We start from the raw sequence: 24,976 nt of genomic DNA, 5'->3' as shown, positions 1-24,976 counted from the left end.
GTTGTCTCGGCCTACTCAAAATCGAGTATCGAAAGATGTGCCCGTTCGAGTCGGGCCAGGGGCACCACTCCACAAATATTGTAGCAAAATGATACGGTTCCGCATGGAACCGTTGTTAACCACCTTTGTCCCTCGCCAACATCCCTAATGAAACGTTAACGTCCACGGTAACGAAACCATTAAGGGGTGCGCATCATGCAGAGGAAACTGGTTCAGACGAGCGAAGGTGCACGGCATCCTTTTCGGCAATCGCTGGCACCGCATGTTTTTGCCGTTCCAGCTGAATGGAAACCCAAGCCATTGAAATGGTGGCAGCGGGAAGATGCGCATCTGTTTGTTGTCAGCTTTGGCGCCTTCTTTACGGCGTTCTACACTTTTATCGCCTGAGGCCGTCAGTCAGGCTTCAGTCGCACGCTTTGTGCAGCAACTGTGCGAGCCAGGCCGAAACAACACACATCGCGGCACCCAGCAGAAGTTGGTTGACCATGCTGATCCCGGCTGCGCTCAATCCAAGCGCGATCAGCGACCCGATAACCATTGCGCCTGAATTGACGATGTTGTTCGCCGCCACGGTGCGCGCGGTCTGATCCTTGGGAACGGTGGTGGTCAGAAAGGCGTAAAGCGGGACAACGAACATCCCGCCAGCTACGGCGATACCCAGCAGAGTGCCCAACAGCATCCAAGCACCGTCGTGATTGACGAAGCTGCCAATGGTGTAGAGTGCACCATCGTCATTGATCTGCCAGTTGCGGCAGACAAAATGGAACGCGACAACGAACAGCCCCATAGCGATCACGCTGGCTGGCGCGAAGCGAGCCGATACCTGACCTTTTAACAGCCGGTTGATCGCCACCGATCCAATGGCGATACCGATCGAGAATATGGCCAGGAACAGACTTGCGACTTCCTGATCTGCGCCCAGAACATTTTTTGCCAGCGGCGGGAACTGGATGAACAGCACCGCCCCAATCGTCCAGAAAAAGCTGATCGACATGATGGCCAAAAACAGCTTTCGGATATGCATGGTGCCTTTGACGAGCGTGATGGACGAGCGGAGGATGTGCCAATCCATGCCGGTTTCTTCATGCTCGGGCGGAGCAGGGGGAACCTGCCTTCCCGTCATGTAACCCAGCATTGCCGTCAGCACGACGCCCAGCGCTGCCCATTCGACCGGTATGATGCCGGCTAAAATAGTACCCACCAAAATGGCAATATAGGTGCCAGCTTCAACCAGGCCGGTTCCGCCCAGCACTTCATTGTCTTTCAAATGCTGCGGCAAGATTGCGTATTTGATGGGGCCAAAGAAGGTCGAGTGCACGCCCATGGCGAACAGCGCGAGCATCATCAGCGGGATGGCGACCAATGTTACTGCGATGTCGAGCCACGCCAGAACCAGTCCTCCACCGCCTACCAGCATGATAAGGATTTCGCAGAATTTGACGATGCGGATGATCTTCGCCTTGTCACGCGTATCGGCCAATTGGCCCGCAAGTGCTGACAACAGGAAAAAGGGTAGAATAAACACCGCGGTAGCTACCGCGCTGAACAAAGCTTCAGCCTTTTCATCGTTGTAAACGCCGTAAACAACGAACAGCACCATGGCATTTTTGAACAGATTGTCGTTAAAGGCGCCGAGTAACTGGGTGACAAACAGCGGCAAAAAACGCCGCTTGTTGAGCAAAGCCATCGAAGTTTGCATAAATTGACTGGTCCCCGCCCGTGTTCGGCATTGCCCTAACGCACGTCATTGCGTTGGCAAGCGATTTTCCTCTGCAGGTCTTGCCTGTGCATCGTTGCGGCAATGTTGCAGTTCGGCTTTCCAGCGTTGCGCATATGCCACAGCGTTCGGAATAAATTAACGACCGCACGTCATTTGACGAAAAATTCTTGCCACGATTCCATAAATATGTGGAATTGCGGCATTGCAACATAATGGAGGGTGCGCAATGCGCAAAACACACAGCAATATCTATGTCCGGACAGCAGTCGCTACTTTGATGGCCTCCAGTGCCATCGGTATGTCCGTTCCCGCGTTTGCCCAAGCGGCGGCCGAAGACGACAATGACGAAATCGTCGTAACCGCGCAGAAGCGCGAGCAGAATTTGCAGGACGTTCCTGTCGCTATCACCGCAATCGGTACCGAGAAGCTCGACCAGTTGCAGGTGAATGAATTTGCCGACGTGGTGAAGTTTCTACCGTCGGTGACCATCCAGCAGGGCGGCCCGGGTTTTGCGCAGATATTCTTCCGTGCTGTCGCTTCAGGCGAAAACGCGAACCACTCCACCTCGCTGCCGACAGTCGGCACCTATCTGGACGAAATGCCGATCACGACCATCCAGGGCGCGCTCGACATCCACGCCTATGACCTTGCGCGCGTCGAAGCACTCGCCGGTCCGCAGGGCACGCTTTATGGCGCAAGCTCAATGGCGGGTACGCTTAAGTTGGTGACCAATGCTCCGGACACATCAGGCTTCTATGGAAATGCAGGCGTTGAAATCAACAATGTCGCGCATGGCGATTTTGGTTCGGTGTTCGAAGGCTTTGTTAACGTGCCGCTTGGTGAGCGCGCTGCCGCGCGCCTTGTCGGCTGGTACCGCGATGATGGTGGCTATATCGACAATATTCCGGGCTCGCGCACTTATGCGACCTCTGGCATCACACAGAACAACGCTGCCCTGGTCGAAAAAAACTATAACGACGCCGAAACCTATGGTGCACGTCTGGCGCTCGGCATCGAACTGAACGATAGCTGGACTATCAAGCCGACCCTGATGGGCCAGGTCCAGAACACCGAAGGCAGCTATGCTCGTGAGCGTTCGGGCCAGAACAGCGGCAACTATCAGATTGTCCAGTACAACCCCGAAAGCAGCAAGGATAAATGGATCCAGGCTGCGATGACCGTCGAAGGCAAAATCGGCAACTGGGATCTTACGCTGACCGGTGGCCACCTTCGTCGCAAGACCAATACCGAAAGCGACTATTCGGACTATGGCTATTTCTATGATGCCCTGTCCGGTTACGGCGCCTATTGGTACGATAATGCTGGCGACTATGTCAGCCCGAACCAGTATATTCAGGGCATTGACCGCTATCGGAAAAGCTTTGCCGAATTCCGTGTGGCTTCGCCTCAGGATGCGCCATTGCGTTTCATCGGCGGCCTGTTCTGGCAGCGCCAGTCGCATAACATCGAGCAAAACTACATCATCGACGATATCGCTGATCGCATCACCGTTCCGGGAACTGACAGCAATATCTGGCTGACCAAGCAGCAGCGTACCGACCGTGACTATGCTGCGTTTGGAGAGTTGAGTTATGACATCACCGACAAGTTGACGGTGACTGGCGGTGCACGCCTGTACAAATATGATAACTCACTATTCGGCTTTTTCGGATTTGCTCGCGGCTATTCCGGCAACACAGGTGTCGCGCGTTGTGTCACGACGACCGGTGCACTGTTCCGCGATAACCCGACTGGCACATTCGCCACGCCGATCCTGAATGGCGCGCCGTGCACCAATGTGGACAAGAGCACATCGGATACCGATGCGATCTACAAGCTGAATGCGACCTACAAGATCAACGATGATGCGTTGGTTTATGCGACATGGTCGCGCGGTTTCCGTCCTGGCGGCGTCAACCGTCGTGGTACATTGCCGCCTTATGGTCCGGACGAACTCGACAATTATGAATTGGGTTGGAAAACGACCTTCGGTGGCTTCAGGTTCAACGGTGCTGTCTATCAACTCGACTGGAACAATATCCAACTGTCGTTCCTTGGCGCCAACGGACTCAGCGAAGTCCGCAATGCAGGTATTGCAAGGATCCGCGGCGTCGAGCTTGACCTTGGATATCGTCAAGGTGGATTCAGCATCAATGCTGGTCTCAGCTACAACGACGCTGAAATCCGTCGCGATTTCTGCCTTGTTGCAAATGCTGCATTTGATTGCACCACTCCTGGCAATGCCCTGCTGGCTCCAGCCGGATCGCGCCTGCCCGTGACGCCGAAGATCAAAGGCAATGTCGTTGCCCGTTATGAGTTTCCGGTTTCGGATTGGAACGGACATGTCCAGTTGGCCGCAAACCATACAGGTAGCCGCCGCAGCGATCTTCGTCCGGCACAGGCCGCTATCAAGGGTGGCCTTGCCTCTTACACTACGGTCGATTTCAGCTTTGGCGTGAAAAACGATATGTGGAGCATCGAGGCTTTCGCGACCAATGTGTTCGATGAGATTGGTGTCATCAACACGGGTGTCTCGTGCGTTGAAACCATCTGCGGCGACCCCAGTGGCGGTACTGCATTGGGTGGCACCTTCTACGACACGCTGATCAAACCACGTATCATAGGCCTCAAATTCAGCCGCGATTTCTGATCGCTGCTTTGATGAACGATAAAACGAAAAAGCCGGGCCAAAAGCTCGGCTTTTTCATGTCCGTGGCACTGGTCATGGGCAATATGATCGGCTCGGGCGTATTTCTGCTTCCGCAGAGCCTTGCGCCTTTTGGCTGGAACGCGATTGCCGGCTGGGTAGTCACGATAGCGGGTGCGCTATGCCTTGCCCATGTGCTCGCCAAACTAACGGCTGCTCATGAAGGTGCTATTGGCCCGGCTGAGCTGGTCGAGCGAAGCTTCGGGCCATTGGCGGGCTTCCTGATAGGCTTTGCCTTTTGGGTATCGGTGTGGACCGGTTGCGTGACCATCGCAGTGGGGGCCACGTCGTATATGTCGAGTTTCCTCCCTGTGCTAGGCGAACATCCATCGCTTACCGCGCTTGGCGTTATCTGGACGATGACGGCGGTAAACCTACTCGGGGTACGATCTGCAGGCTCGTTTCAGGTGATAACGACCCTGCTCAAGCTGACGCCGTTGATTGTCGTGGCAATCCTGATCGGGATGATTTTCGGCCGCGAGGGCATAGCGACACTTGCGCCTTACCCGGACGAAGGGCTGTCGCTCTCCTCGGTCAATACGGCAGCGGCGATGACACTGTGGGCAATGATCGGTTTTGAGGCGGCCTGCGCTGCATCGCACAAGATCGATAACCCGCAACGCAATGTCCCGCGCGCTACATTTTACGGCGCGCTACTCTCGGGTATTATCTATCTGATCGTCTGCTCGGGAATCACTTTGATGCTGCCCGCAGATAAAGTCGCAGCTTCCCCCGCCCCATTTGAGCTGTTTGTCTCGACCTTTTGGTCGCCGGGGCCAGCGTCATTTGTGGCAGCCTTTGCCGCCATCAGTGCGATTGGTGCAGTCAATGGCTGGACGCTTGTGCAAGCAGAAGTCCCGCTGGAAATGGCCAAACGACAGATGATGCCGCAATGGTTTGCCCGCACGACGGCCAATGGTGTGCCGATCAATGGCCTGCTGTCGGCGACGGTGCTGGGAAGCCTTCTGGTGTTGGCGAACAGCAGCCAATCGATGGCTGGCCTGTTCACCTTCATGGCGCTGGTGACCACGTCGGTCACGCTCTGGCTCTATCTCGCCTGTGCAGCCGTGGCGCTGAAGCGTAAGATCGCCGTGCCCTTCGCGCTGATCGGGTTGGTATTTGGTGTTTGGAGCCTGTGGGGCGCGGGCGTTGATGCCAGCGGTTTGAGCATCGTCCTGATGCTCGCTGGCCTGCCGCTTTACTGGTGGACCCGGCGGAGCCTGCCCAAGAACGACCTGTCTGCCAGCACCTCCTGAGCGCAATTATGCCCCGGGGCACCGGTCACACCGCCGCCCGGATGCGTTCCCGCGCCACACATATACAGCCCCTTGAGTGGTCCGCGGTAGCTGCCGTTGCCCAGCACAGGCCGTGCCGACCAGAGCTGGTCGAGGCTCATATTGCCGTGCATGATGTCGCCACCGACAAGGCCGAATTTGCGCTCAAGCCCCTTGGGGCTGAGGATCTGGCGGCCGAGGATTGAGGCGCGGAAGCCGGGGGCATAGGCTTCGACTGTGTCGATGATTGTATCGGCGGCCTTGCCTTCCTCGGCATCCCAATCGCGACCATTTGGCAGTTCGGGTGCAAATTGCTGGCAAAACAGCGACGCGACATGCTGGCCTTCGGGGGCCAGACTGTCGTCGACGGTGGATGGGATAAGCATCTCGACAATCGGCTTTTTCGACCAGCCATAGCGTTTCGCATCGAGGAACGCCTCGTCCATATAATCGAGCGTCGGCGCGATGATGATGCCCGACTGGTGATGCTCGCCAGCCTCGGGCAGGCACGTGAATTTGGGCAATTCGGACAAAGCGACATTCATGCGGAATGTGCCGCTGCCTGCCTTGAAACCCTTTATGCGGCGTTTGAATTCCGGCTGCAGGTCGCTCTCGTCGAACATCCGTTCGTACAGCAGTTTCGGCCCGACATTCGAAATCACACGGTCGGCAATCACTTCCTCGCCGCTCTCCAGGCGCACGCCAGCGACCTTACCGCCATCGGCCAAGACGCGCGAGACCGGGCTTTCAAGGCTGATTTCGACGCCATGTTCGCGGCACACCTTGGCCATGATCTGGGTGATCTTACCCATCCCGCCGACGCTATGGCCCCAGGCACCTTTCTTGCCATTCACTTCGCCGAAGACGTGGTGGAGGAGGACATAGGCGCTGCCCGGTGTGTCGGGGCTGGCATAGTTGCCGACTACGGCATCGAATCCGAACGCGGCTTTAACCGCTTCGCTTTCGAACCAGCTATCGAGGAAGGTGCGGGCGGATTTGACAAACAGGTCAAGCACATCGCGTTGCTGCGACAGCGTCAGGCGGGCGAGCCCCATGCCCTGCCGCGCACCGTCGAACAGCGTTTTCAGGCCTTCGCCGACATTGGGCGGCGATTTGAGCGCCAGGTCGCGCAGCACATCGGCCACGCCTTCGAGCATGTCATAATAATCCGGCAGAACAGCCGCGTCATGTTCGGAAAAACGGGCAAATTCGGCCTGGGTGCGTTCAAGCCCGCCACCCAGCTTTAGATAGCCACCATCTTCCTGCGGCAGGAAGTTGCTGATCGGGCGCTCGATCACGCGATAACCATGGTCGGCGAGGCGCATGTCGGCGATGACCTTGGGCTGCAGCAGGCTGACAGTGTAGCTTGCGACGCTGTTGCGGAAACCGGGGTGGAATTCCTCGGTCACCGCTGCGCCACCGACAACATCGCGGCGCTCGACGATGCGCACTTTCATGCCCGCGCGGGCAAGATAGAATGCGCAGACAAGGCCGTTGTGGCCGCCGCCAATGATTACGGCATCATATTTTTGGGTCATTTGTTGCTCCAGCCCGGCGCGGGGCGTTGTTCGAGGCGGGCTTCAGGGATTAGGTCACGGATCCGCGCGCAAAAGCTTTTGAGGCAGACTTCCTTGTCAGACAGCGGGCCCATCGAGAATGTGCGGCTCGCCATGCCCTCTTGCACGCGCGTGATCAGCGCGGTGTCCTCAGCATTGACCTGACGGTTGATGCGCCAGTTGAGGTAGCGCGCGGCCTTCATTTCGCGGCGATCGTCGTCAAAGACATAGCTGATTTCACGGATCAGGCAGGTGGTCGGCCCAGTTGGCAGCCACTGCATGAAATCGACCTGATCGGGATAGATGTCGAACGCGACCGAGGGCCATAGTTTGAAATAGAGCCAGCGCTTTTGGTTCGCCTCTGGCAAATGAGGCACCGAAGGCAGCAGATTTTGATAAGCGCGTTCGGACCAGTTGTTTGATGGCCGGTCCACAAGGTCGCCCCACATGCGGTCGACGTGGGGCTCGGCCTCCACGCCATAGCTTTTGCCAAACAGGCGTGTGAGGCCGGGATGTGCGACCGGGATGTGCAGACCATCCGAATAATTGTCGCCGACATTCTTCCAGTTCACGTCGCGCGGGCGCATGGTGACGCGGCCCAGTGCCTTTAATTCTTCGAAGCGGTAGGGCGCGACCTGATCTTCATAAGGCGCCATCATTTCCGCGACCGAGGGGCCGCCGCTTTCGAGGCGGACGAAGATGAAACCGCGCCAGATTTCCATATCGACCGGGACCAGCCCCGCCTTGCTCTTGTCGAGCGTGGGGTAGGAGGCGCTGTCGGGAACACCCGTCAGGCGGCCGTCAAGGTCATAGGTCCAGGCATGGTACGGGCAGACAAGCTTTTTCGCGCAGCCGCTCGATCCATCGACGATGCGGCTGCCGCGGTGACGGCAGACATTGGTGAAGGCGCGCAGTTGCTGGTCCGCCCCGCGCACCACGATCACGCTTTCGCCGACATAATCGAGGCTGTGCCAGTCGCCTGCATTGGGCACATCGGAGACATGGCAGACAACTTGCCATCCGGGGCGGAAAATGCGGTCGATTTCGAGTGCCGCGAACTCGGGGTCGTTATAGGTCCAAGCCGGAAGGCTCCAGCCATCCAGAGGGTCCTGAACTGATGTTAGTTTGCTTATGCTTGCCATGACGCAGCAGTTGTTATACGAGTGTATAACAATATGCAAGCCATCCGCAGTCCCTTCACACGCGAAAGTGCCGATACCCGACGCGACGCGCTCATCGCAGCCTGTGCTGCGTCACTCGCCAAAAACGGTGTGCAGGGGACGTCGGTTCGTGTGATCTGTACCGAAGCTGGGGTGTCCCCCGGTCTGCTCCGCCATTATTATGACGGCATCGATGCGTTAATCGCCGCAACCTATCGCTGGACGGGCGATAGGGTGCAGGCAGCGCTCGCCGAAGCTGTTGCTGACGCACCGCAAACCCCGCGCGATCGATTGCTCGCTTATCTCACCGCCAGCTTCGTCCCACCGATCGCCGATCCCGAACTGCTCGCCACCTGGCTCGCCTTCTGGGCGCTTACCAAGACCGATGCGCAGATTTCGAAACTGCATGGGCAAATCTACCGCGATTATCGCGCTGATCTGGAAACCCTGATTTCTGATTGCCAGCCGGGCGACCACCGGTTGACGGCGGTTGCACTGACGGCGCTGGTCGACGGCCTTTGGCTGGAACTCAGCTTGGGAGATGCCCCGTTCAGCCGCGCGGAAGCGGGAGTGCTGGTCGAGAAATGGCTCGATGCTTTGCTAGGCTGACTGGGCTAGCCTAGTATCAATTGAAACTGTATCGGTCGAGCATGACCGACATGACTTATGCCCGCTATCTGGCACTCGACGATCTGCTCGCCTGCCAGCATCCACAATCCGAACTGGATGACGAGATGCTGTTCATCATCATCCACCAGACAAAGGAATTGTGGCTAAAGCAGATCATTCGCGAGATGAAATTGGCCAAGGCGCAGGTGCAGGCCGATGCGCTGGTACCAGCCTATAAGGCGCTGGCAAGGGTCAGTCGAATCCAGGCGGTTATGACGCTAAGCTGGGATGTTCTCTCAACAATGACGCCCTCGGACTATACGCGGTTCCGCCATGTGCTGGGGCCCAGTTCGGGTTTCCAGTCAGACCAGTTTCGCACGGTTGAATATATGCTGGGCCTGAAAGATGGCGGTTTTCTGAAATATCAGGAGGATCGTCCGGAAGCACAGGCGGCGATGCGTGAGGCCTTGCAAACGCCGAGTATCTGGGACGATGCCCTTGCCGCTGCGGCGCGTGCCGGATTGCCGATACCGGGCGAAGTGCTGGGTCGTGATTTCAGCCAGCCTTATGTTGCAAACCCCACCGTCGAGACTGCTTTCCTGACTGTCTATCGCGAACCGGAACGCTATTGGGAATTGTACCAGCTCGCCGAGAAGCTGGTCGATCTTGACGATGCGATGGCCACCTGGCGGCACAAGCACGTGATTACTGTCGAACGCGTTATTGGCGGCAAGCGCGGTACCGGGGGCACGGCGGGGGTGAGCTATTTGCAAGCCACTCTGGCAAAACGCGCTTTTCCAGAGCTGTGGTCGCTGAGGACGCAGCTTTGAGCTTCAAGCACCTCTTCTCACGCGCACTTTCGGCCAATCCCGACCGCCTGCATTTTGCTGCGCACAGCCACCACCTCTGGCCAGACGCCAGCTATGATGCGCAGGTCGAGGCTTGGGAGGATGCAGCGCAGCTTGCCGATCTGAAATGGGGCCGCATCATGGGGCCGGTGTGGGAAGAAACGCAGGGCCATATTGCCCGTGAGCTGAAGCTGCCCGATCCCTCAACCATCGCTTTTTCGCCCAACACGCACGATTTCCTTGTTCGCATTTTTTCCGCGATTTCGAAACGACCGGTGCGTGTGCTCGCTACCGATGGCGAGTTCCACAGCTTCCGCCGCCAGATGGCGCGCTGGGTAGAGGCTGGGGAGGCGGTGCTGGTCAATGCGCCTGCAGATGAACTGGTTGCCACGGCGGAGGCCGGCGGGGTCGATCTGATTTTTGCCAGCCAGGTGCTGTTCAACTCCGGCGCGATCATAGGTGACCTTGAACGGTTGGCAGCTCTGGCCAAGCCCGACGGGCCGTGGGTGGTGGTTGATGGCTATCATGGCTTTATGGCGATCGAGACCGATTTGTCCGCCGTCGCCAACCGCATCTTCTATGTCTCCGGCGGGTACAAATATGCGATGGCGGGGGAAGGGATATGCTTCCTCCACGCACCGCCCGGGTTCGCACCGAGGCCGGTAGTAACGGGCTGGTATGCCGCGTTTGAAGATCTTGCTCTTCCGCCCGGCGCGGTCGGTTATGCGCAGGATGGCGGGCGGTTTCTGGGCAGTACATTTGATGCCTCGGGGCTGTACCGCTTCAATGCCGTGCGCCGGACGCTCGATGCGGAAGAACTGACGACGGGCAAAATCTCGGCTCATGTCGAGGCGTTGCAACTTCGCTTTGTTGGCGCTGCTGCAATGTCCGGTTTCGAATTGCTCAATCCGCTCGATAGTGGTCCACATGCCCGCTTCCTCGCCTATCGCGGACAAGGGGCACCGTCTTTGCACGCCAAACTGGAGGCAAATAATGTCATCACCGACGTGCGCGGTGATGTGCTGCGCATCGGTTTCGGAATCTATCAGGATGCGCAGGATGTGGACCGGTTGGTCGATATCCTGCGAAGCATCTGATTACGTCTTCGTCCGCTGATCCTCGACCATATCTTCAGCCAATTCCAGGCCGGCCTTGCCACCCGCGACAGTGTGCGACGGGGCATGGGGTGGTTCGATGAATTCGGGTTCCTCGACCTCCAGCATGCCCTCCCATTTGGTGATAACAGAGGTCGCAACCGCATTGCCGACAACATTGGTCGCGGTGCGGCCCATGTCTAGGAATTGGTCGATAGCAAGGATCAGGGCAACGCCCTCGACCGGCAAATCGAACATGGCAAGCGTGCCGGTGATGACGACGAGCGAGGCGCGCGGCACGGCGGCCACGCCCTTGGAGGAAATCATCAGCGTCAGCAGGATAAGGATCTGCGTGCCGATTGACAGGTCCATGCCATAAGCTTGGGCGATGAAGATTGTCGCAAAGCTCATATACATCATCGAGCCGTCGAGATTGAAGCTGTAACCCAGCGGCAGCATGAAGCCGGAAATCCGGCGCGGCACGCCGAAGCGATCAAGCTGTTCGAACAGCTTGGGAAGGGCAGCCTCGGACGAGGCTGTCGAGAAAGCGATCAGCATCGGTTCGCGGATATAGCGGATCAGCGTCCATATCCGCCGTCCCAGGAAAATCGCGCCGAGCGACAGCAGGATGACCCACAGGATCGACAGCGACAGATAGAATTCGACGACCAGTTCCAGATAAGTGCCAAGGATGGCCAAGCCACTGGTTGCCACCACCTTGGCCAGAGCGCCAAAGACGGCGAACGGAGCAAAACGCATCACATAATGGGTGATCTGCAACATCATTTCGGCGAGCGCATCGGCACCGCGGACCAATGGCGCACCCTTTTCGCCTAGCGCCGACAGCGCGACGCCTGCGAAAAGTGAAAACACCAATATCTGAAGGATGTTGTTGGTCGCCATCGCCTCGAAGGCGTTTTTGGGGAAGATCGAGAGTATGAATTCCCAGAAATCGAGCTTCTTCACCTCGCCGATATTCTGCGCCGCTGCGGCGACTGTATCCACTGGCGCACCGACGCCGGGCTGGAAGACATTGACCATCAACAGGCCGAGGCCGATCGATATGAAGCTGGCGATAATGAACCAGCTGATCGCGCGGAAACCGATACGGCCCAGCGCCGAACTGTCCCCCATATGCGCAATCCCGACGACGATGGTCGACAGGATCAAGGGCGCGACGAGCAGCTTGATCAGGTTGAGGAAGATATCCGACAGCAGCTTGAATGTCTTGGTCGCATATTCGAACCAGACATTGTCCTGCGCTATACCGATATGAACGGCATAGCCGACAACCACGCCCAGGATCATCCCAGCAAGGATGTACCATGTCAGTCGGCGATCCATTTATGCTTCCCCTTAATCTTGGTCTGTTCTTTAGCTGTGGTAACCGAGCGGTAACGGCACGGCAAGCGCATCCGTTTCCGCAGCGTAAATTTCGTTTCAAACGCAACTATCTGGTTGTTTGGCCGTTCCAACGGGGGCATAGGCAAGGAAAATCAAATAGGGTGAAAAGCCCTGAAACGACGCGGAGCGATTAGACATGGCAAGTGCCGACCCCAAATTGGCGAAACCCCTGCTGGCAGCAATATTGGCGCGTACCTTGCCCGGTGAGATTGACGGTTTCGGCAAGGATGCACAGGCGCAGGCGGTCGAATTCATGCTGGCGACAGCGGCGAAACGGACAAGCGGCAAGTCCAAAGTCGCGGTCGACACATTTGCCGATGCCAGCGGTCGTCTGGCGATGCGTGTGGCGCTGATCAATGACGACATGCCCTTCCTTGTGGATTCGGTTGCGGCTGCTCTCGCCTCGGCCAATGTCGCCATTGAGCGGCTGATCCATCCGGTGGTCGATGTCGAACGTGATGCCTCGGGCACTCTGACCGCGCTCAGCGAGCAGCGCGGATCGACGGGTAAGCGCGAGAGCTTCATCTATGTCGAGACTTCGCGCATCGATGCGAAGGAACGGCGCGCGTTGGCGGACAGTCTTGCTGCCGTGCTGGAGGATGTGCGCTGCGCGGTGACTGACTGGCGCAAGATGCAGGGGGCGATGTCTGAAGATGCCGACAGCCTGCCCGAGGGCGAAGGGGCGGCGTTGATGCGCTGGTTCATGGACGGCGCGATGACTGTGCTGGCACATGAACGCATTATCGGGGACGGCGTGCGAGAGGCGCGTCTGGGGCTGGCCCGGTCAAGCGAAACCGCATTGCTTTCAGAGGAAAGTATAACCCGCGCCCGCGCCTATTTTGCGGAAGGCGGGCAGGCGCCTTTGATACTGAAATCGAGCCGGGTGTCGACCGTCCACCGTGCGGTACAGCTCGACATCTTGGTCGTGCCGGTCCGCGATGGCGACAAGATCAAGGGGCTGGGCGTAACCGGTGGCCTGTGGACGAGCAACGCGCTCGCGACCCCGCCGGAGCGTATTCCGCTGCTGCGCACCCAGCTTTCCGATTTGCTCACCCGATATGGGTTTGACCCGTCGGGCCATGCGGGCAAGGCGATGTCGCATGCACTGACCTCGCTGCCGCACGACCTGCTGGTGTCGTTCAGCCGCGCCGATCTGGAGCGGGTGACGCTGACTGCCATGTCGCTGACCGACCGGCCTCGGCCCAAGCTGCTTGCGGTGCGTTCTGCGTTAGGGCGGCATGTGTTTGTTTTCGTCTGGCTGCCGCGCGACGAGATTTCGACCGGGCTGCGTCGTGCCATTGAGGCGATGCTGACCGAGACCAAGGGTGCAAGCGTGCTCGGCTGGTCGATTGGGCTTGAGGATGGCGGGATCGGTCTGTTGCGTTACCTGCTCGACCTTGAAGACCGCAATGTTGATATCGACGAGGCCGCGCTAGACCGACGTCTCCAGTTGATGGTCCGCGGTTGGGAGCCTGCCGTAGAGGCGGAGCTGGCACGCGTAACAGACGAAAAGCGAGCCGCTGCGCTGATGGAACGCTACGCCGCTGCCTTCCCGCAATCGCACCGCATGGCCTATCCGGTTACCGAAGCGGCGCAGGACATGATCGGCCTGCTGGCGATGGAACGCGACCATAGCCGCGTCTCGCGCCTGATATCCGATAAAGATAAGGACGACAGCACGCTCAGCCTGAAAGTGTACAATGCCGGTGGGGCGATGCCGTTGTCTGACATTGTGCCGGTGCTCGAAAATTTCGGCTTCAACGTGATCGAGCAGGTGCCGACCGCGTTGGACGATATTGCCTATATCCACGATTTCCACCTCGGCCTGCGCGGCGGGGCTTCGACCGCGCCCTTGTTTGCGCGCAAGGATGTGGTTGAAACCGCACTGACTCAGGTCATCGACGGCAAAGCCGAGAATGACGCTTTCAACCAGTTGATCACGATTGCCGGGCTCGATCCGCAGTCAGTCGTCTGGCTCCGCGCCTGGCACCGTTATCTGCGCCAGACCGGCCTCAATTATGGCGTTCCGACCGTCGTCGCAGCGCTTGGCAATAATGCGGGTATTGCGCGTGCGATCATATCGCTGTTCACTGCTTTGCACGATCCGGCCTTTACCGGTGATCGCGGCTCTGCTGTCGTCAAGCTCGATGAGGAAATCAAGGCGGGCTTGGCTAAGGTTGCGGCGGCGGACGAAGACCGCATCCTACGCCTGATGCAGGCTGTGGTGAAAGCCACATTGCGCACCAACGCCTTTGCGCCAGCTTCGAAAGAGGCACTGGCGTTCAAGCTCGACAGCGCCAAAGTCCCGGGCCTGCCCGCACCGCTCCCCTGGCGCGAAGTCTTTGTTTACAGCCCCCGCGTCGAAGGCATCCACCTGCGCGCGGGGCCGGTTGCGCGTGGCGGGCTGCGCTGGTCCGACCGACGCGACGATTTCCGCACCGAAATTCTGGGCCTGATGAAGGCGCAGCGCGTGAAAAATGCGGTAATCGTGCCTACCGGGGCGAAGGGCGGTTTCTATCCAAAGCGCCTGCCCGATCCGCGCGTGGACCGCGACACTTGGCTTGCCGAGGGCACCGAAAGCTACCGCATCTTCATCCGCACCCTGTTGTCGATCACCGACAATCTGGTCGATAACAAGGTTGTCCACCCCGACAGCGTTGTGATCCGCGATGGCGATGATCCCTATTTCGTCGTTGCCGCAGACAAGGGCACAGCAACCTTCTCCGACGTGGCCAATGCCATCGCGCTCGAACGCGGTTTCTGGCTGGGCGATGCTTTCGCGTCGGGCGGCTCGGTTGGGTATGACCATAAGGCGATGGGGATCACCGCCAAGGGCGGTTGGGTCTCGGTCCAGCGGCACTTTGCCGAAATGGGCATCGATGTGCAGAAGGAACCGGTAACGGTTGCGGGCGTCGGCGACATGTCGGGCGACGTGTTCGGCAACGGCATGCTGCTGTCAAAGGCGATCAAGTTGGTCGCGGCATTCGACCATCGCCACATCTTCCTTGATCCCAATCCCGATCCGGCGGCCAGCTGGAAAGAGCGGCAGCGGCTGTTCAACCTGCCGCGCTCAAGCTGGCTCGATTATGACGCGAAGCTGATTTCCAAAGGCGGCGGCGTGTTTGCGCGCAGCGAGAAGGAAATCAAGCTTTCGCCGGAGGTGCGTGCGCTGCTCGGCGTCGAAGACAGTGTGATGGAACCGGCTGCGTTGATGAAGGCAATCTTGAAAGCCGAAGTCGGGCTGATCTGGTTTGGCGGCATCGGCACCTATTTGAAAGATGCCAGCGAAGCCAATGTCGAGGTGGGCGATCCCGCCAACGACGCCATCCGCATCAACGCGCAGGATCTGCGCGCCAAGGTGATCGGCGAAGGCGCGAACCTGGGTGTCACCCAAGCCGCGCGCATCGCCTTTGGCCTGAAGGGTGGGCGGGTCAACACCGACTTTATCGACAACAGCGCTGGCGTCGATTGCTCGGACAATGAGGTCAATATCAAGATTGCTCTGAACGCAGAGATGGCGGCGGGTCGACTCAAAATTGAATCGCGCAATACGCTTCTCGCCAGCATGACTGACGATGTCGCCGAACTGGTGTTGGAGGATAACCGGCTGCAGACGCTGGCGCTTTCGATTTCGGAAAGCGGCGGGGCAGGGGATTTGCCTGCCTATGTCCGTTTGATGGAAATCTTCGAAAGCCAGGGCAAACTCGACCGTGTGGTTGAGGGGCTGGAAGGCAATGATGAATATCTGCGCCGCGAAGCCGAGGGCCATGGACTGACCCGGCCAGAACTCGCCGTGCTGCTGTCGACTGCCAAGCTGGCTGCTCAGGATGCGGCCGAACATAGCCCGCTGGCCGCCGACAGCGCGATGGATGGCGAACTGCTCGCAGCCTTCCCCAAGCCGATGGCAGCGACGCACGCGCAAGCCATCCTGACGCACAGGCTGCGTCCGCAAATCATTGCGACCAAGCTGGCCAATCGCATGATCAACCGCATGGGCATGCTGCACCCGTTTGAGTTGGCCGAAGAGGAAGGCTGCACGCTCGGTATCGTCGTCGAAGCCTTTGCGATAGCCGAACGTCTGTTCGATCTCCCTGCACTGTGGGCCGAAATCGATGAGGCAAAGATCCCCGAAGCGACACGCATCATGCTGTTCCAACAGATCGCAGTCGAGACCCGCGCACACATGGCCGACATGATCCGCAACGGCAAGGAAGGCCGCGCCGTCGGAACAGCCATTGGTGATTATGCACCAGTGATCGAAGAGCTCTCGACCGCGCGCAAGGAATTGCTGACCCCCGATGTCGCGGCGCAGACCGAAGCCTATGGTGACAAGCTGTCGGCTGGCGGAGCGCCTGCCAAGCTGGTCGCAAAGCTGGTCCGTATCGCGCAACTCGATGGCGCGATCGGTCTCGCTGCATTGGCAACCGAGCGTAAGGCCGATGCCAAGGCGCTGACCAAGGCATTTGTGCTTTTGGGCGATGCTCTGGGCCTCGGCTGGGCGCAGAACAGCGCGATGCAGATGGACCCCAAGGATCCCTGGGAACGTTTGCTCGTCGCGGGTCTGGCACGCGATTTCCAGGCGATGCGGCTCGATTTCCTGCGCCGTCAAAAAGTGGCCGATGCCGACGCGGTCACCGCCTGGCTTGGCAAGCACAGTGACCGTGTCGGTATGTTCCGTTCGATGATCGACCGCGCACGCCGGGGTGGTCTGCCGACTCCTGCCATGCTCGCGCAGATTGCCGGGCAGGCACGGACTTTGTTGGGGCGGTAGTGCTTCCCCTCCTGTCTGTGGGAGGGCAGACTAAACGCCAATCGGCTGCTTCTATACCGTAGCCCTGAGCTTGTCGAAGGGCGCCTCAAGGTTGGCGCCACGCTGAGAGACGTGCTTCGACAGGCTCAGCACTGCGGTTCAGTGAGCACCAACATATCCTAGAAAGCCGCAATCCCGGTAATCGCACGTCCCAGGATCAGTGCGTGCACATCATGCGCGCCTTCATAGGTGTTGACGGTCTCCAGATTCACCATGTGGCGGATGACCTGATATTCTTCCGAGATACCGTTGCCGCCATGCATGTCGCGCGCCTGCCGCGCGATGTCCAAAGCCTTGCCGACATTGTTGCGCTTGACGATCGAGATCATGTCGGGCGCAAATCGACCTTCGTCCATCAAGCGACCGACGCGGAGCGAGGCCTGCAAGCCGAGCGCAATGTCGGTCATCATGTCGGCGAGTTTCTTTTGATAGAGCTGGTTTGCCGCGAGCGGCTTGCCGAACTGGTGCCGGTCGAGGCCATATTGACGCGCTGCCTGCATGCAGAATTCGGCAGCTCCCAGTGCACCCCAGCTGATGCCATAGCGCGCACGATTGAGGCAGCCGAACGGCCCCTTCAGGCCTTGTACGTCAGGCAGTAGCGCGTCTTCGCCGACCTCGACATTGTCTATCATAATCATGCCGGTGGTCGAGGCGCGCAAGGAAAGCTTGCCCTCAATCTTGGGTGCGGACAGGCCCTTCATGCCCTTTTCAAGGATGAAGCCCTTGATGCCGCCACCATGCGCCTCGCTCTTTGCCCAGACGACGAAGACGTCCGCGAACGGCGCGTTTGAAATCCAGGTCTTGCTGCCGTTGAGGACGTAGCCGCCATCGACCTTTTTAGCGACGGTGCGCATTCCTGCCGGATCACTACCCGCATCAGGTTCGGTCAGGCCGAAGCAGCCGATCAACTTGCCGCTTGCCAAGCCCGGCAGATATTTGCGACGCTGTTCTTCCGAACCATAAGCATTGATCGGGTGCATCACGAGGCTCGATTGCACCGACGCCATCGAACGATAGCCCGAATCGACGCGTTCGATTTCGCGCGCGATCAGGCCGTACGAGACATAGCTCGCACCAGCGCCGCCATATTCCGGCGCAATGGTCGCGCCTAGCAGCCCGGCCTGACCCATCAGCGGAAAAAGTTCCGGGGCATCGACCTCCTCGCGGAATGCCTCGATCACGCGCGGCTGCAGTTCGTCCTGCGCAAAGCCATGCGCGGCGTCGCGGATCATGCGTTCCTCTTCGGTAAGCTGATCATCGAGGAAAAAGGGATCTGACCAGTCAAAGGCTGCCATTTCGGCCATGGGAATCTCCATTTACGTTTTCGGCTCGCTAGACTTTTCATCGGGACGAAACAAGTTGCATCAGAAACCGTCACCCTGAACTTGTTTCAGGGTCCATCGTGCAGCTAAAGACGGAGTTTGAAAGGCGAAATGAATCCTGAAACAAGTTCAGGATGACGCCTTGGGGGGGGCAACAATGTCAATTCGGACGGACATCGATTTATTGCTTAGTCAACTTGGTTGCCCCGTTTCCAAGGGCGGTCTCCCTGTCCACACGCCCATAGACGGCAGCCAGATTGGCTCTGTCACAACAGCAACATCTCAGGACATAGACACAGCGCTTTCCCGCGGCCAGGGCGCCTTTCTAACATGGCGCACCGTCCCCGCCCCCCGTCGAGGCGAACTCGTCCGCCGTTTCGGCAACGCCCTGCGCGAGCATAAACTCGATCTTGGCCGCCTCGTCACCATAGAATGCGGCAAGACGATCAGCGAGAGCGAGGGCGAGGTGCAGGAGATGATCGACATCTGCGACTTCGCGGTCGGCTTGTCGCGCCAGCTCCATGGCCTCACCATCGCCAGCGAACGGCCCGGCCACCGGATGATGGAGCAATGGCACCCGCTAGGGGCAGTGCTGATTATCAGCGCTTTCAACTTTCCCGTCGCGGTCTGGGCATGGAATGCCGCGCTGGCTTTGGTGTGCGGCAACAGTATCATCTGGAAGCCGTCTGAGAAAACGCCTTTGACTGCATTGGCGGTGCAGGCCCTGCTCGACCGCGTTTTGGCTGATTTTAACGATGCGCCTGAAGGTCTTTCACAAGTCGTCATAGGCGCGCGCGATATCGGTGCCACCCTGGTCGCCGACCCGCGCATTGCGCTTGTCTCTGCAACCGGTAGTACCGCGATGGGGCGCGCGGTGGGGCAGGTGGCTGCGGGGCGCTTCGCCAAAACCATCCTTGAACTCGGTGGCAACAATGCCGCGATTGTTAGCGACAAAGCCAACCTCGACCTTGCTTTGCGAGGCGTATTGTTCTCGGCGGTTGGCACTAGCGGCCAACGCTGCACCAGCCTGCGCCGTCTGTTCGTGCATGAAGCCATTTATGATGGCTTTGTAGAGAAGCTGAAAACCGCTGCAGCAAGCATATCTGTCGGGGATCCGCTGGATAGTGGCAATCTGGCCGGACCACTGATTGATGAAGATGCCTTCGATCGGATGCAAGCCGCCTTGAATGAAGCTGAAGCAATGGGTGCGCAGATACATGGCAGCGAACGGATCAAACGGTCTGGCGCCTATGTTCGCCCCGCTATTGTCGAAATGGCTGAGCATAAAGGGCCATGCTTGCGTGAAACTTTCGCACCAATCCTCTATGTCTTCCGCTATTCAAAGCTCGAAGATGCCATCGCGCTGCAGAACAGTGTGGGTGCGGGATTGTCCTCGTCGATCTTCTCGCTCGATCTGCGCGAGTGTGAGTTGTTCCTGTCGGCGTCAGGCAGCGACTGTGGCATCGCCAACGTCAATATCGGTACCTCGGGCGCGGAGATCGGCGGGGCGTTTGGCGGGGAGAAAGAAACCGGTGGTGGACGCGAGTCAGGTTCCGACGCATGGAAAGCCTATATGCGCCGGGCGACCAACACCATCAACTACAGCAACGACCTGCCACTGGCACAGGGTGTCAGGTTCGACATCTAACGCCCTCGGAACAGGCCCACTAATGTGGGGGATGTGCGCCAGTTAAGCCTGCTCTGAAATGCAAACTTTCGAATAGGGCAAGATTACTTTCCTATCTTGCATCGTTCAGGTCTTTTAATTGCGCGAATCTGTCGCTACCGCGATTCAAAATTTCACCAGATTCGGATAATAAGGGTACGCCATGGGATTTCCTCCGGCACAGGGACTGTATGACCCCCGCAACGAGCATGACGCATGCGGCGTTGGCTTCATCGCGAATATAAAAGGCGTCAAAACCCACTCAACCATCGAGCGTGGGTTGCAGATACTCGTCAACCTCGATCATCGCGGCGCCGTGGGTGCCGATCCGTTGCTTGGCGATGGCGCGGGCATATTGATCCAGATTCCCGACGCGCTGTACCGTGACTGGGCCAAGGGCGCGGGCGTCAACCTGCCGCCGCCGGGCGATTATGCCGTCGTCATGTGTTTCTTGCCGCAAGATGAGGCGGCGCGCGAATTCGGTATCACAAATTTTGAGAGTTTCATCGTCAAGGAAGGCCAGACCATCCTCGGCTGGCGCGATGTACCGACGACGCTCGACGGCCTCGGCAAGGCAGTGATCGAACAGATGCCGGTGATCCGCCAGCTCTTCATCGGGCGTGGTGAGAATTGCGCCGACGAAGCAGCGTTTGAACGCAAACTGCTCGCCATCCGCAAGCAGGCGCAAAATCCGCTAGCGGCACTCGAAGAGAAGCATGGACTGCCCGGTCTTTCGAGCTTTTACATCCCCTCGATGTCGACCCGCACGGTGGTCTACAAGGGACTGCTACTCGCTGGACAGGTTGGTTCCTTCTACGACGATTTGCGCAACCCGCTGTGCCAATCGGCACTAGCGCTGGTCCACCAGCGATTCTCGACCAACACCTTCCCCAGCTGGAAGCTGGCGCACCCCTATCGCTTTGTCGCGCATAATGGCGAAATCAACACGGTTCGCGGCAATGTGAACTGGATGAACGCGCGCAGGCGTACGATGGAATCGGATCTGATGGGTCCCGATCTCGACAAGATGTGGCCGATCATTCCGCACGGCCAGTCAGACACGGCGTGCCTCGACAATGCGCTCGAACTGCTGCTCGCGGGTGGATACAGCCTTGCCCATGCGGTGATGATGTTGATCCCCGAAGCATGGGCAGGCAACCCGATGATGGATGCCAATCGCCGCGCATTTTACGAATATCATGCCGCATTGATGGAACCATGGGACGGCCCCGCTGCTGTCGCTTTCACCGATGGCCGCCAGATTGGCGCGACGCTTGATCGCAACGGCCTGCGTCCTGCGCGTTTTTGCGTCACCGATGACGAACATGTCATCATGGCTTCGGAAAGCGGCGTATTGCCGATTAAGGAAGACAATATCGTCCGCAAATGGCGGCTCCAGCCGGGCAAAATGCTGCTCATCGATATGGAGCAGGGTCGCATCATCGAGGATGAGGAAATCAAGGCGCAGCTTGCGACCAAGGAGCCTTATGCCAAGTGGCTTGAGTCCGCGCAGTACAAGCTAAAGGACTTGGACGAGGTAGAGGTTGCCGATGCTGCACTCGCCAACGATCACAGCGCGCTGCTCGATCGCCAGCAAGCCTTTGGCTACACGCAGGAAGATATCAGCAAATTCCTCGAACCGATGGCCACCAACGGCGATGACCCGCTGGGGTCTATGGGCACCGACACGCCGATTGCCGTTCTGTCGAACAAGCCACGCCTGCTCTACGATTATTTCAAACAGAATTTCGCGCAGGTCACCAACCCGCCGATCGACCCGATCCGCGAAGAATTGGTGATGAGCCTTGTCAGCATGATTGGTCCACGACCGAACCTGCTGGGCCATGACGCCGGCACGCACAAGCGGCTTGAGGTGGATCAGCCGATCCTCACCAACGCCGATCTTGCCAAGATCCGCTCGGTCGAACAGGCGCTCGACGCGGCCTTCCGTGCCGAAACCATCGACATGACCTGGGATGCCGCCAGCGGCGCTGCCGGTCTTGAAATGGCGATCAAGGAAATGTGCTGGGCCGCAACCGAGGCGGTGCTGCAGGACAAGAACATCCTTATCCTTTCCGACCGCGCGCAGGGGCCGGACCGGATAGCGATGCCCGCATTGCTGGCGACCGCCGCCGTGCATCACCACCTTGTCCGTCAGGGTCTGCGCATGCAGACCGGCCTTGTTGTTGAAACCGGCGAAGCCCGCGAAGTGCACCATTTCTGCGTGCTTGCCGGCTATGGTGCCGAAGCGATCAACCCCTATGTCGCCTTTGAAACGCTGGAGGAAATCCGCGTACGCCAAGGGCTCTCGCTTTCGACCTATGAGGTGCAGAAAAACTACATCAAGGCGGTCGGCAAGGGCATCCTCAAGGTTATGTCCAAGATGGGCATTTCGACCTACCAATCCTATTGCGGCGCGCAAATTTTCGACGCCGTCGGCCTGTCATCCGAATTTATCGCCAAATATTTCACTGGCACCGCGACCACCATCGAAGGTGTCGGCCTTGCTCAGGTCGCCGAGGAAACCGTCCGCCGCCATGCAGCGGCCTATGGTGACAACCCGATCTATCGCAACATGCTCGATGTTGGCGGCATCTATGGATACCGCATCCGCGGCGAAGACCATGCCTGGACGCCGAACAGCGTTTCCAAATTGCAGCATGCCGTGCGCGGAAACAATCCCAAGGAATATGAAGAGTTTGCCCGTTCGATCAACGAACAGAGCGAGCGCCTGCTGACCATCCGCGGATTGATGGACCTGAAACCGGCGGACAAGCCGCTCGACATCAGCGAAGTCGAACCCGCGTCCGAAATCGTCAAGCGCTTCGCCACCGGCGCGATGAGCTATGGCTCGATTTCGTGGGAGGCGCACACCACATTGGCGCTGGCGATGAACCGCATCGGCGGCAAATCGAACACCGGCGAAGGCGGCGAAGATCCCAAGCGCTTCAAGCCGCTGCCCGATGGGTCGTCGATGCGTTCGGCAATCAAGCAAGTCGCATCAGGCCGCTTTGGCGTAACGGCGGAATATCTCGTCAATGCTGACGATATCCAGATCAAGATGGCGCAGGGTGCAAAGCCTGGTGAAGGCGGCCAGTTGCCTGGCGACAAGGTCGACAAGACCATCGGCGCAACCCGCCATTCGACCCCGGGCGTCGGCCTGATTTCGCCTCCGCCGCACCATGACATTTATTCGATCGAGGATCTGGCGCAGCTGATCCACGACCTTAAAAACGTCAACACCGGTGCGCGTATTTCGGTGAAGCTGGTTTCCGAAGTCGGCGTCGGCACGGTTGCCGCAGGCGTATCGAAAGCACGCGCCGACCATGTGACGATTTCGGGTTATGAAGGCGGGACGGGCGCTTCGCCGCTCACCTCGCTCACCCATGCCGGTTCGCCATGGGAAATCGGCCTTGCCGAAACCCAGCAGACCTTGCTGCTCAACAATCTACGCAGCCGCATTGCAGTGCAGGTCGACGGCGGCCTGCGCACCGGCCGCGACGTTGCGATTGGTGCGCTTCTTGGCGCAGACGAGTTTGGCTTTGCAACCGCCCCGCTGATTGCAGCAGGCTGCATCATGATGCGCAAATGCCATCTGAACACCTGCCCCGTAGGTGTGGCAACGCAAGACCCGGTGTTGCGCGCGCGCTTCACCGGCCAACCCGAGCATGTGATCAACTATTTCTTCTTCGTCGCCGAAGAACTCCGCGCGATCATGGCCGAAATGGGCTTCCGCACCATTGACGAGATGGTTGGCCGCGTTGACCGCATCGACATGAAGAAGGCGATCCACCACTGGAAGGCGCAGGGCGTTGACCTGTCTCGCTTGCTGCACGTCGTCGACACCAAAGGCGGTTCGCTGCACCAGACCGAGACACAGGATCACGGGCTCGACAAGGCACTCGATCAGGACCTGATCGCTGCCGCAACCCCTGCTCTCGAAAAAGGTGAGGCTGTTCGCATCGAACGCGAGGTGAAGAGCCTCAACCGCACCGTTGGGGCGATGCTTTCTGGAGAAGTGGCCAAGAAATATGGCCATGCAGGCCTGCCTGAAAATACCATCCAGATCGCCTTAACCGGTGTTGCGGGGCAAAGCTTTGGCGCGTTCCTCGCCCATGGCATCACGCTCGATCTGACCGGCGATGCCAACGACTATGTCGGCAAAGGCCTGTCGGGCGGGCGGGTGATTGTGAAGCAGCCAGCCCATGTTAACCGCGAGCCGACCGAGAATATCATCGTCGGCAACACTGTGCTGTACGGTGCGATTGCAGGCGAAGCCTATTTCAGCGGCGTCGCTGGCGAACGCTTTGCCGTCCGCAATTCGGGCGCACTCGCGGTGGTTGAAGGCACCGGCGATCATGGCTGCGAATATATGACCGGCGGTGTGGTCGCTGTCCTTGGCAAGACCGGGCGCAATTTCGCGGCAGGCATGTCGGGCGGGGTCGCCTATGTCTATGACGAGGATGGCCGCTTCCGCGAGCGTTGCAACATGGCGATGGTCGATGTCGAAGCGATTGAGGCCGATGGCCCCGAAGCTGAAAACAGCACCGGAGCGCCGACGCAGCGTGCGTCGAGCGTGCATGATTTCGGCATGGGCGACATGCTTTATCATTCGGCGGATCGCCTGCGCATCCTGCTCGAACGCCACCATCTCTACACCGGCAGCAAGCGCGCCCGCGCAATTCTTGATGATTGGCCCAACGCACTCGGCAAATTCGTCAAGATCATGCCGAAGGACTACAAGCGCGCGCTGAAGCAGTTGGAGGCCGAACGGCTTGCCGCTGCCCATGTCGCGGCTGAATAAGA

At 58.8% G+C, this 24,976-nt stretch carries 14 protein-coding genes; 9 read left to right on the top strand and 5 right to left on the bottom strand.

Annotated features, from left to right (window positions below):
- Positions 1–195 precede the first annotated feature (195 nt).
- Positions 196–387, top strand: a complete 192-nt coding sequence (locus DXH95_RS10525; RefSeq protein WP_115549270.1) for a hypothetical protein — start codon at positions 196–198, stop codon at positions 385–387.
- Positions 388–403: 16 nt separating this feature from the next.
- Here DXH95_RS10525 and DXH95_RS10520 read toward each other — a convergent pair whose 3' ends face one another.
- Positions 404–1,699 (bottom strand): MFS transporter, encoded by a 1,296-nt coding sequence (locus tag DXH95_RS10520; RefSeq protein WP_115549269.1) that lies wholly within the window; start codon positions 1,697–1,699, stop codon positions 404–406.
- Positions 1,700–1,946: 247 nt separating this feature from the next.
- Between DXH95_RS10520 and DXH95_RS10515 the strand changes: the two genes are divergently transcribed.
- Entirely contained in the window at positions 1,947–4,370 is a 2,424-nt protein-coding gene (locus tag DXH95_RS10515; protein WP_239016605.1) for a TonB-dependent receptor, read from the top strand.
- 11 nt (positions 4,371–4,381) lie between these two features.
- Complete coding sequence (locus DXH95_RS10510; RefSeq protein WP_115549268.1) at positions 4,382–5,683, top strand: amino acid permease; 1,302 nt, start codon at positions 4,382–4,384, stop codon at positions 5,681–5,683.
- Here DXH95_RS10510 and DXH95_RS10505 read toward each other — a convergent pair.
- Positions 5,626–7,239 (bottom strand): phytoene desaturase family protein, encoded by a 1,614-nt coding sequence (locus DXH95_RS10505; protein ID WP_115549267.1) that lies wholly within the window; start codon positions 7,237–7,239, stop codon positions 5,626–5,628. The genes DXH95_RS10510 and DXH95_RS10505 overlap by 58 nt on opposite strands.
- On the bottom strand, positions 7,236–8,399 hold the full coding sequence (locus DXH95_RS10500; RefSeq protein WP_115549266.1) for an aromatic ring-hydroxylating oxygenase subunit alpha: 1,164 nt from the start codon (positions 8,397–8,399) through the stop codon (positions 7,236–7,238). The genes DXH95_RS10505 and DXH95_RS10500 overlap by 4 nt, the downstream gene beginning before the upstream one ends.
- A gap of 33 nt (positions 8,400–8,432) precedes the next feature.
- Here DXH95_RS10500 and DXH95_RS10495 point away from each other — a divergent pair, with 33 nt between their 5' ends.
- Genes DXH95_RS10495 through DXH95_RS10485 form a run of 3 tightly spaced genes read left to right on the top strand, consistent with a single transcriptional unit; the run spans position 8,433 to position 10,971 of the window.
- Positions 8,433–9,026 carry a TetR family transcriptional regulator C-terminal domain-containing protein gene (locus DXH95_RS10495; protein WP_115549534.1) on the top strand — a complete coding sequence of 198 codons (594 nt, stop codon included), beginning with the start codon at positions 8,433–8,435 and terminating at the stop codon, positions 9,024–9,026.
- A gap of 41 nt (positions 9,027–9,067) precedes the next feature.
- On the top strand, positions 9,068–9,856 hold the full coding sequence (locus tag DXH95_RS10490; RefSeq protein WP_115549265.1) for a tryptophan 2,3-dioxygenase: 789 nt from the start codon (positions 9,068–9,070) through the stop codon (positions 9,854–9,856).
- The gene (locus DXH95_RS10485) at positions 9,853–10,971 is read left to right on the top strand and encodes a kynureninase/PvdN C-terminal domain-containing protein (protein ID WP_115549533.1); all 1,119 of its coding nucleotides are present in this window, start codon (positions 9,853–9,855) and stop codon (positions 10,969–10,971) included. Before DXH95_RS10490 ends, DXH95_RS10485 begins: the two co-directional genes overlap by 4 nt.
- Here DXH95_RS10485 and DXH95_RS10480 read toward each other — a convergent pair whose 3' ends face one another.
- Entirely contained in the window at positions 10,972–12,312 is a 1,341-nt protein-coding gene (locus DXH95_RS10480) for a dicarboxylate/amino acid:cation symporter (protein ID WP_115549264.1), read from the bottom strand.
- A gap of 196 nt (positions 12,313–12,508) precedes the next feature.
- On the opposite strand from DXH95_RS10480, the gene DXH95_RS10475 reads away from it, so the two are divergent.
- Complete coding sequence (locus DXH95_RS10475; RefSeq protein WP_115549263.1) at positions 12,509–17,143, top strand: NAD-glutamate dehydrogenase; 4,635 nt, start codon at positions 12,509–12,511, stop codon at positions 17,141–17,143.
- Between the two features lie 158 nt (positions 17,144–17,301).
- Here DXH95_RS10475 and DXH95_RS10470 read toward each other — a convergent pair whose 3' ends face one another.
- Entirely contained in the window at positions 17,302–18,486 is a 1,185-nt protein-coding gene (locus DXH95_RS10470; RefSeq protein ID WP_181883634.1) for an acyl-CoA dehydrogenase, read from the bottom strand.
- 175 nt (positions 18,487–18,661) lie between these two features.
- Here DXH95_RS10470 and amaB point away from each other — a divergent pair, with 175 nt between their 5' ends.
- Positions 18,662–20,152, top strand: a complete 1,491-nt coding sequence (amaB, locus tag DXH95_RS10465) for an L-piperidine-6-carboxylate dehydrogenase (RefSeq protein ID WP_115549262.1) — start codon at positions 18,662–18,664, stop codon at positions 20,150–20,152.
- Positions 20,153–20,333: 181 nt separating this feature from the next.
- Positions 20,334–24,974, top strand: a complete 4,641-nt coding sequence (gltB, locus tag DXH95_RS10460; RefSeq protein WP_115549261.1) for a glutamate synthase large subunit — start codon at positions 20,334–20,336, stop codon at positions 24,972–24,974.
- Positions 24,975–24,976: the final 2 nt, after the last annotated feature.

The organism is Sphingorhabdus pulchriflava (assembly GCF_003367235.1).
Classification (GTDB): domain Bacteria; phylum Pseudomonadota; class Alphaproteobacteria; order Sphingomonadales; family Sphingomonadaceae; genus Sphingorhabdus_B; species Sphingorhabdus_B pulchriflava.
This window is presented reverse-complemented; position numbering and strand designations above follow the sequence as displayed.

Bases quoted from the DNA above. Each gene is read 5' to 3' on its own strand.
- DXH95_RS10525 (WP_115549270.1), top strand. From the start codon at position 196: ATGCAGAGGAAACTGGTTCAGACGAGCGAAGGTGCACGGCATCCTTTT.
- DXH95_RS10520 (WP_115549269.1), bottom strand. From the start codon at position 1,699: ATGCAAACTTCGATGGCTTTGCTCAACAAGCGGCGTTTTTTGCCGCTG.
- DXH95_RS10515 (WP_239016605.1), top strand. From the start codon at position 1,947: ATGCGCAAAACACACAGCAATATCTATGTCCGGACAGCAGTCGCTACT.
- DXH95_RS10510 (WP_115549268.1), top strand. From the start codon at position 4,382: ATGAACGATAAAACGAAAAAGCCGGGCCAAAAGCTCGGCTTTTTCATG.
- DXH95_RS10505 (WP_115549267.1), bottom strand. From the start codon at position 7,239: ATGACCCAAAAATATGATGCCGTAATCATTGGCGGCGGCCACAACGGC.
- DXH95_RS10500 (WP_115549266.1), bottom strand. From the start codon at position 8,399: ATGGCAAGCATAAGCAAACTAACATCAGTTCAGGACCCTCTGGATGGC.
- DXH95_RS10495 (WP_115549534.1), top strand. From the start codon at position 8,433: ATGCAAGCCATCCGCAGTCCCTTCACACGCGAAAGTGCCGATACCCGA.
- DXH95_RS10490 (WP_115549265.1), top strand. From the start codon at position 9,068: ATGACCGACATGACTTATGCCCGCTATCTGGCACTCGACGATCTGCTC.
- DXH95_RS10480 (WP_115549264.1), bottom strand. From the start codon at position 12,312: ATGGATCGCCGACTGACATGGTACATCCTTGCTGGGATGATCCTGGGC.
- DXH95_RS10475 (WP_115549263.1), top strand. From the start codon at position 12,509: ATGGCAAGTGCCGACCCCAAATTGGCGAAACCCCTGCTGGCAGCAATA.
- DXH95_RS10470 (WP_181883634.1), bottom strand. From the start codon at position 18,486: ATGGCCGAAATGGCAGCCTTTGACTGGTCAGATCCCTTTTTCCTCGAT.
- amaB (WP_115549262.1), top strand. From the start codon at position 18,662: ATGTCAATTCGGACGGACATCGATTTATTGCTTAGTCAACTTGGTTGC.
- gltB (WP_115549261.1), top strand. From the start codon at position 20,334: ATGGGATTTCCTCCGGCACAGGGACTGTATGACCCCCGCAACGAGCAT.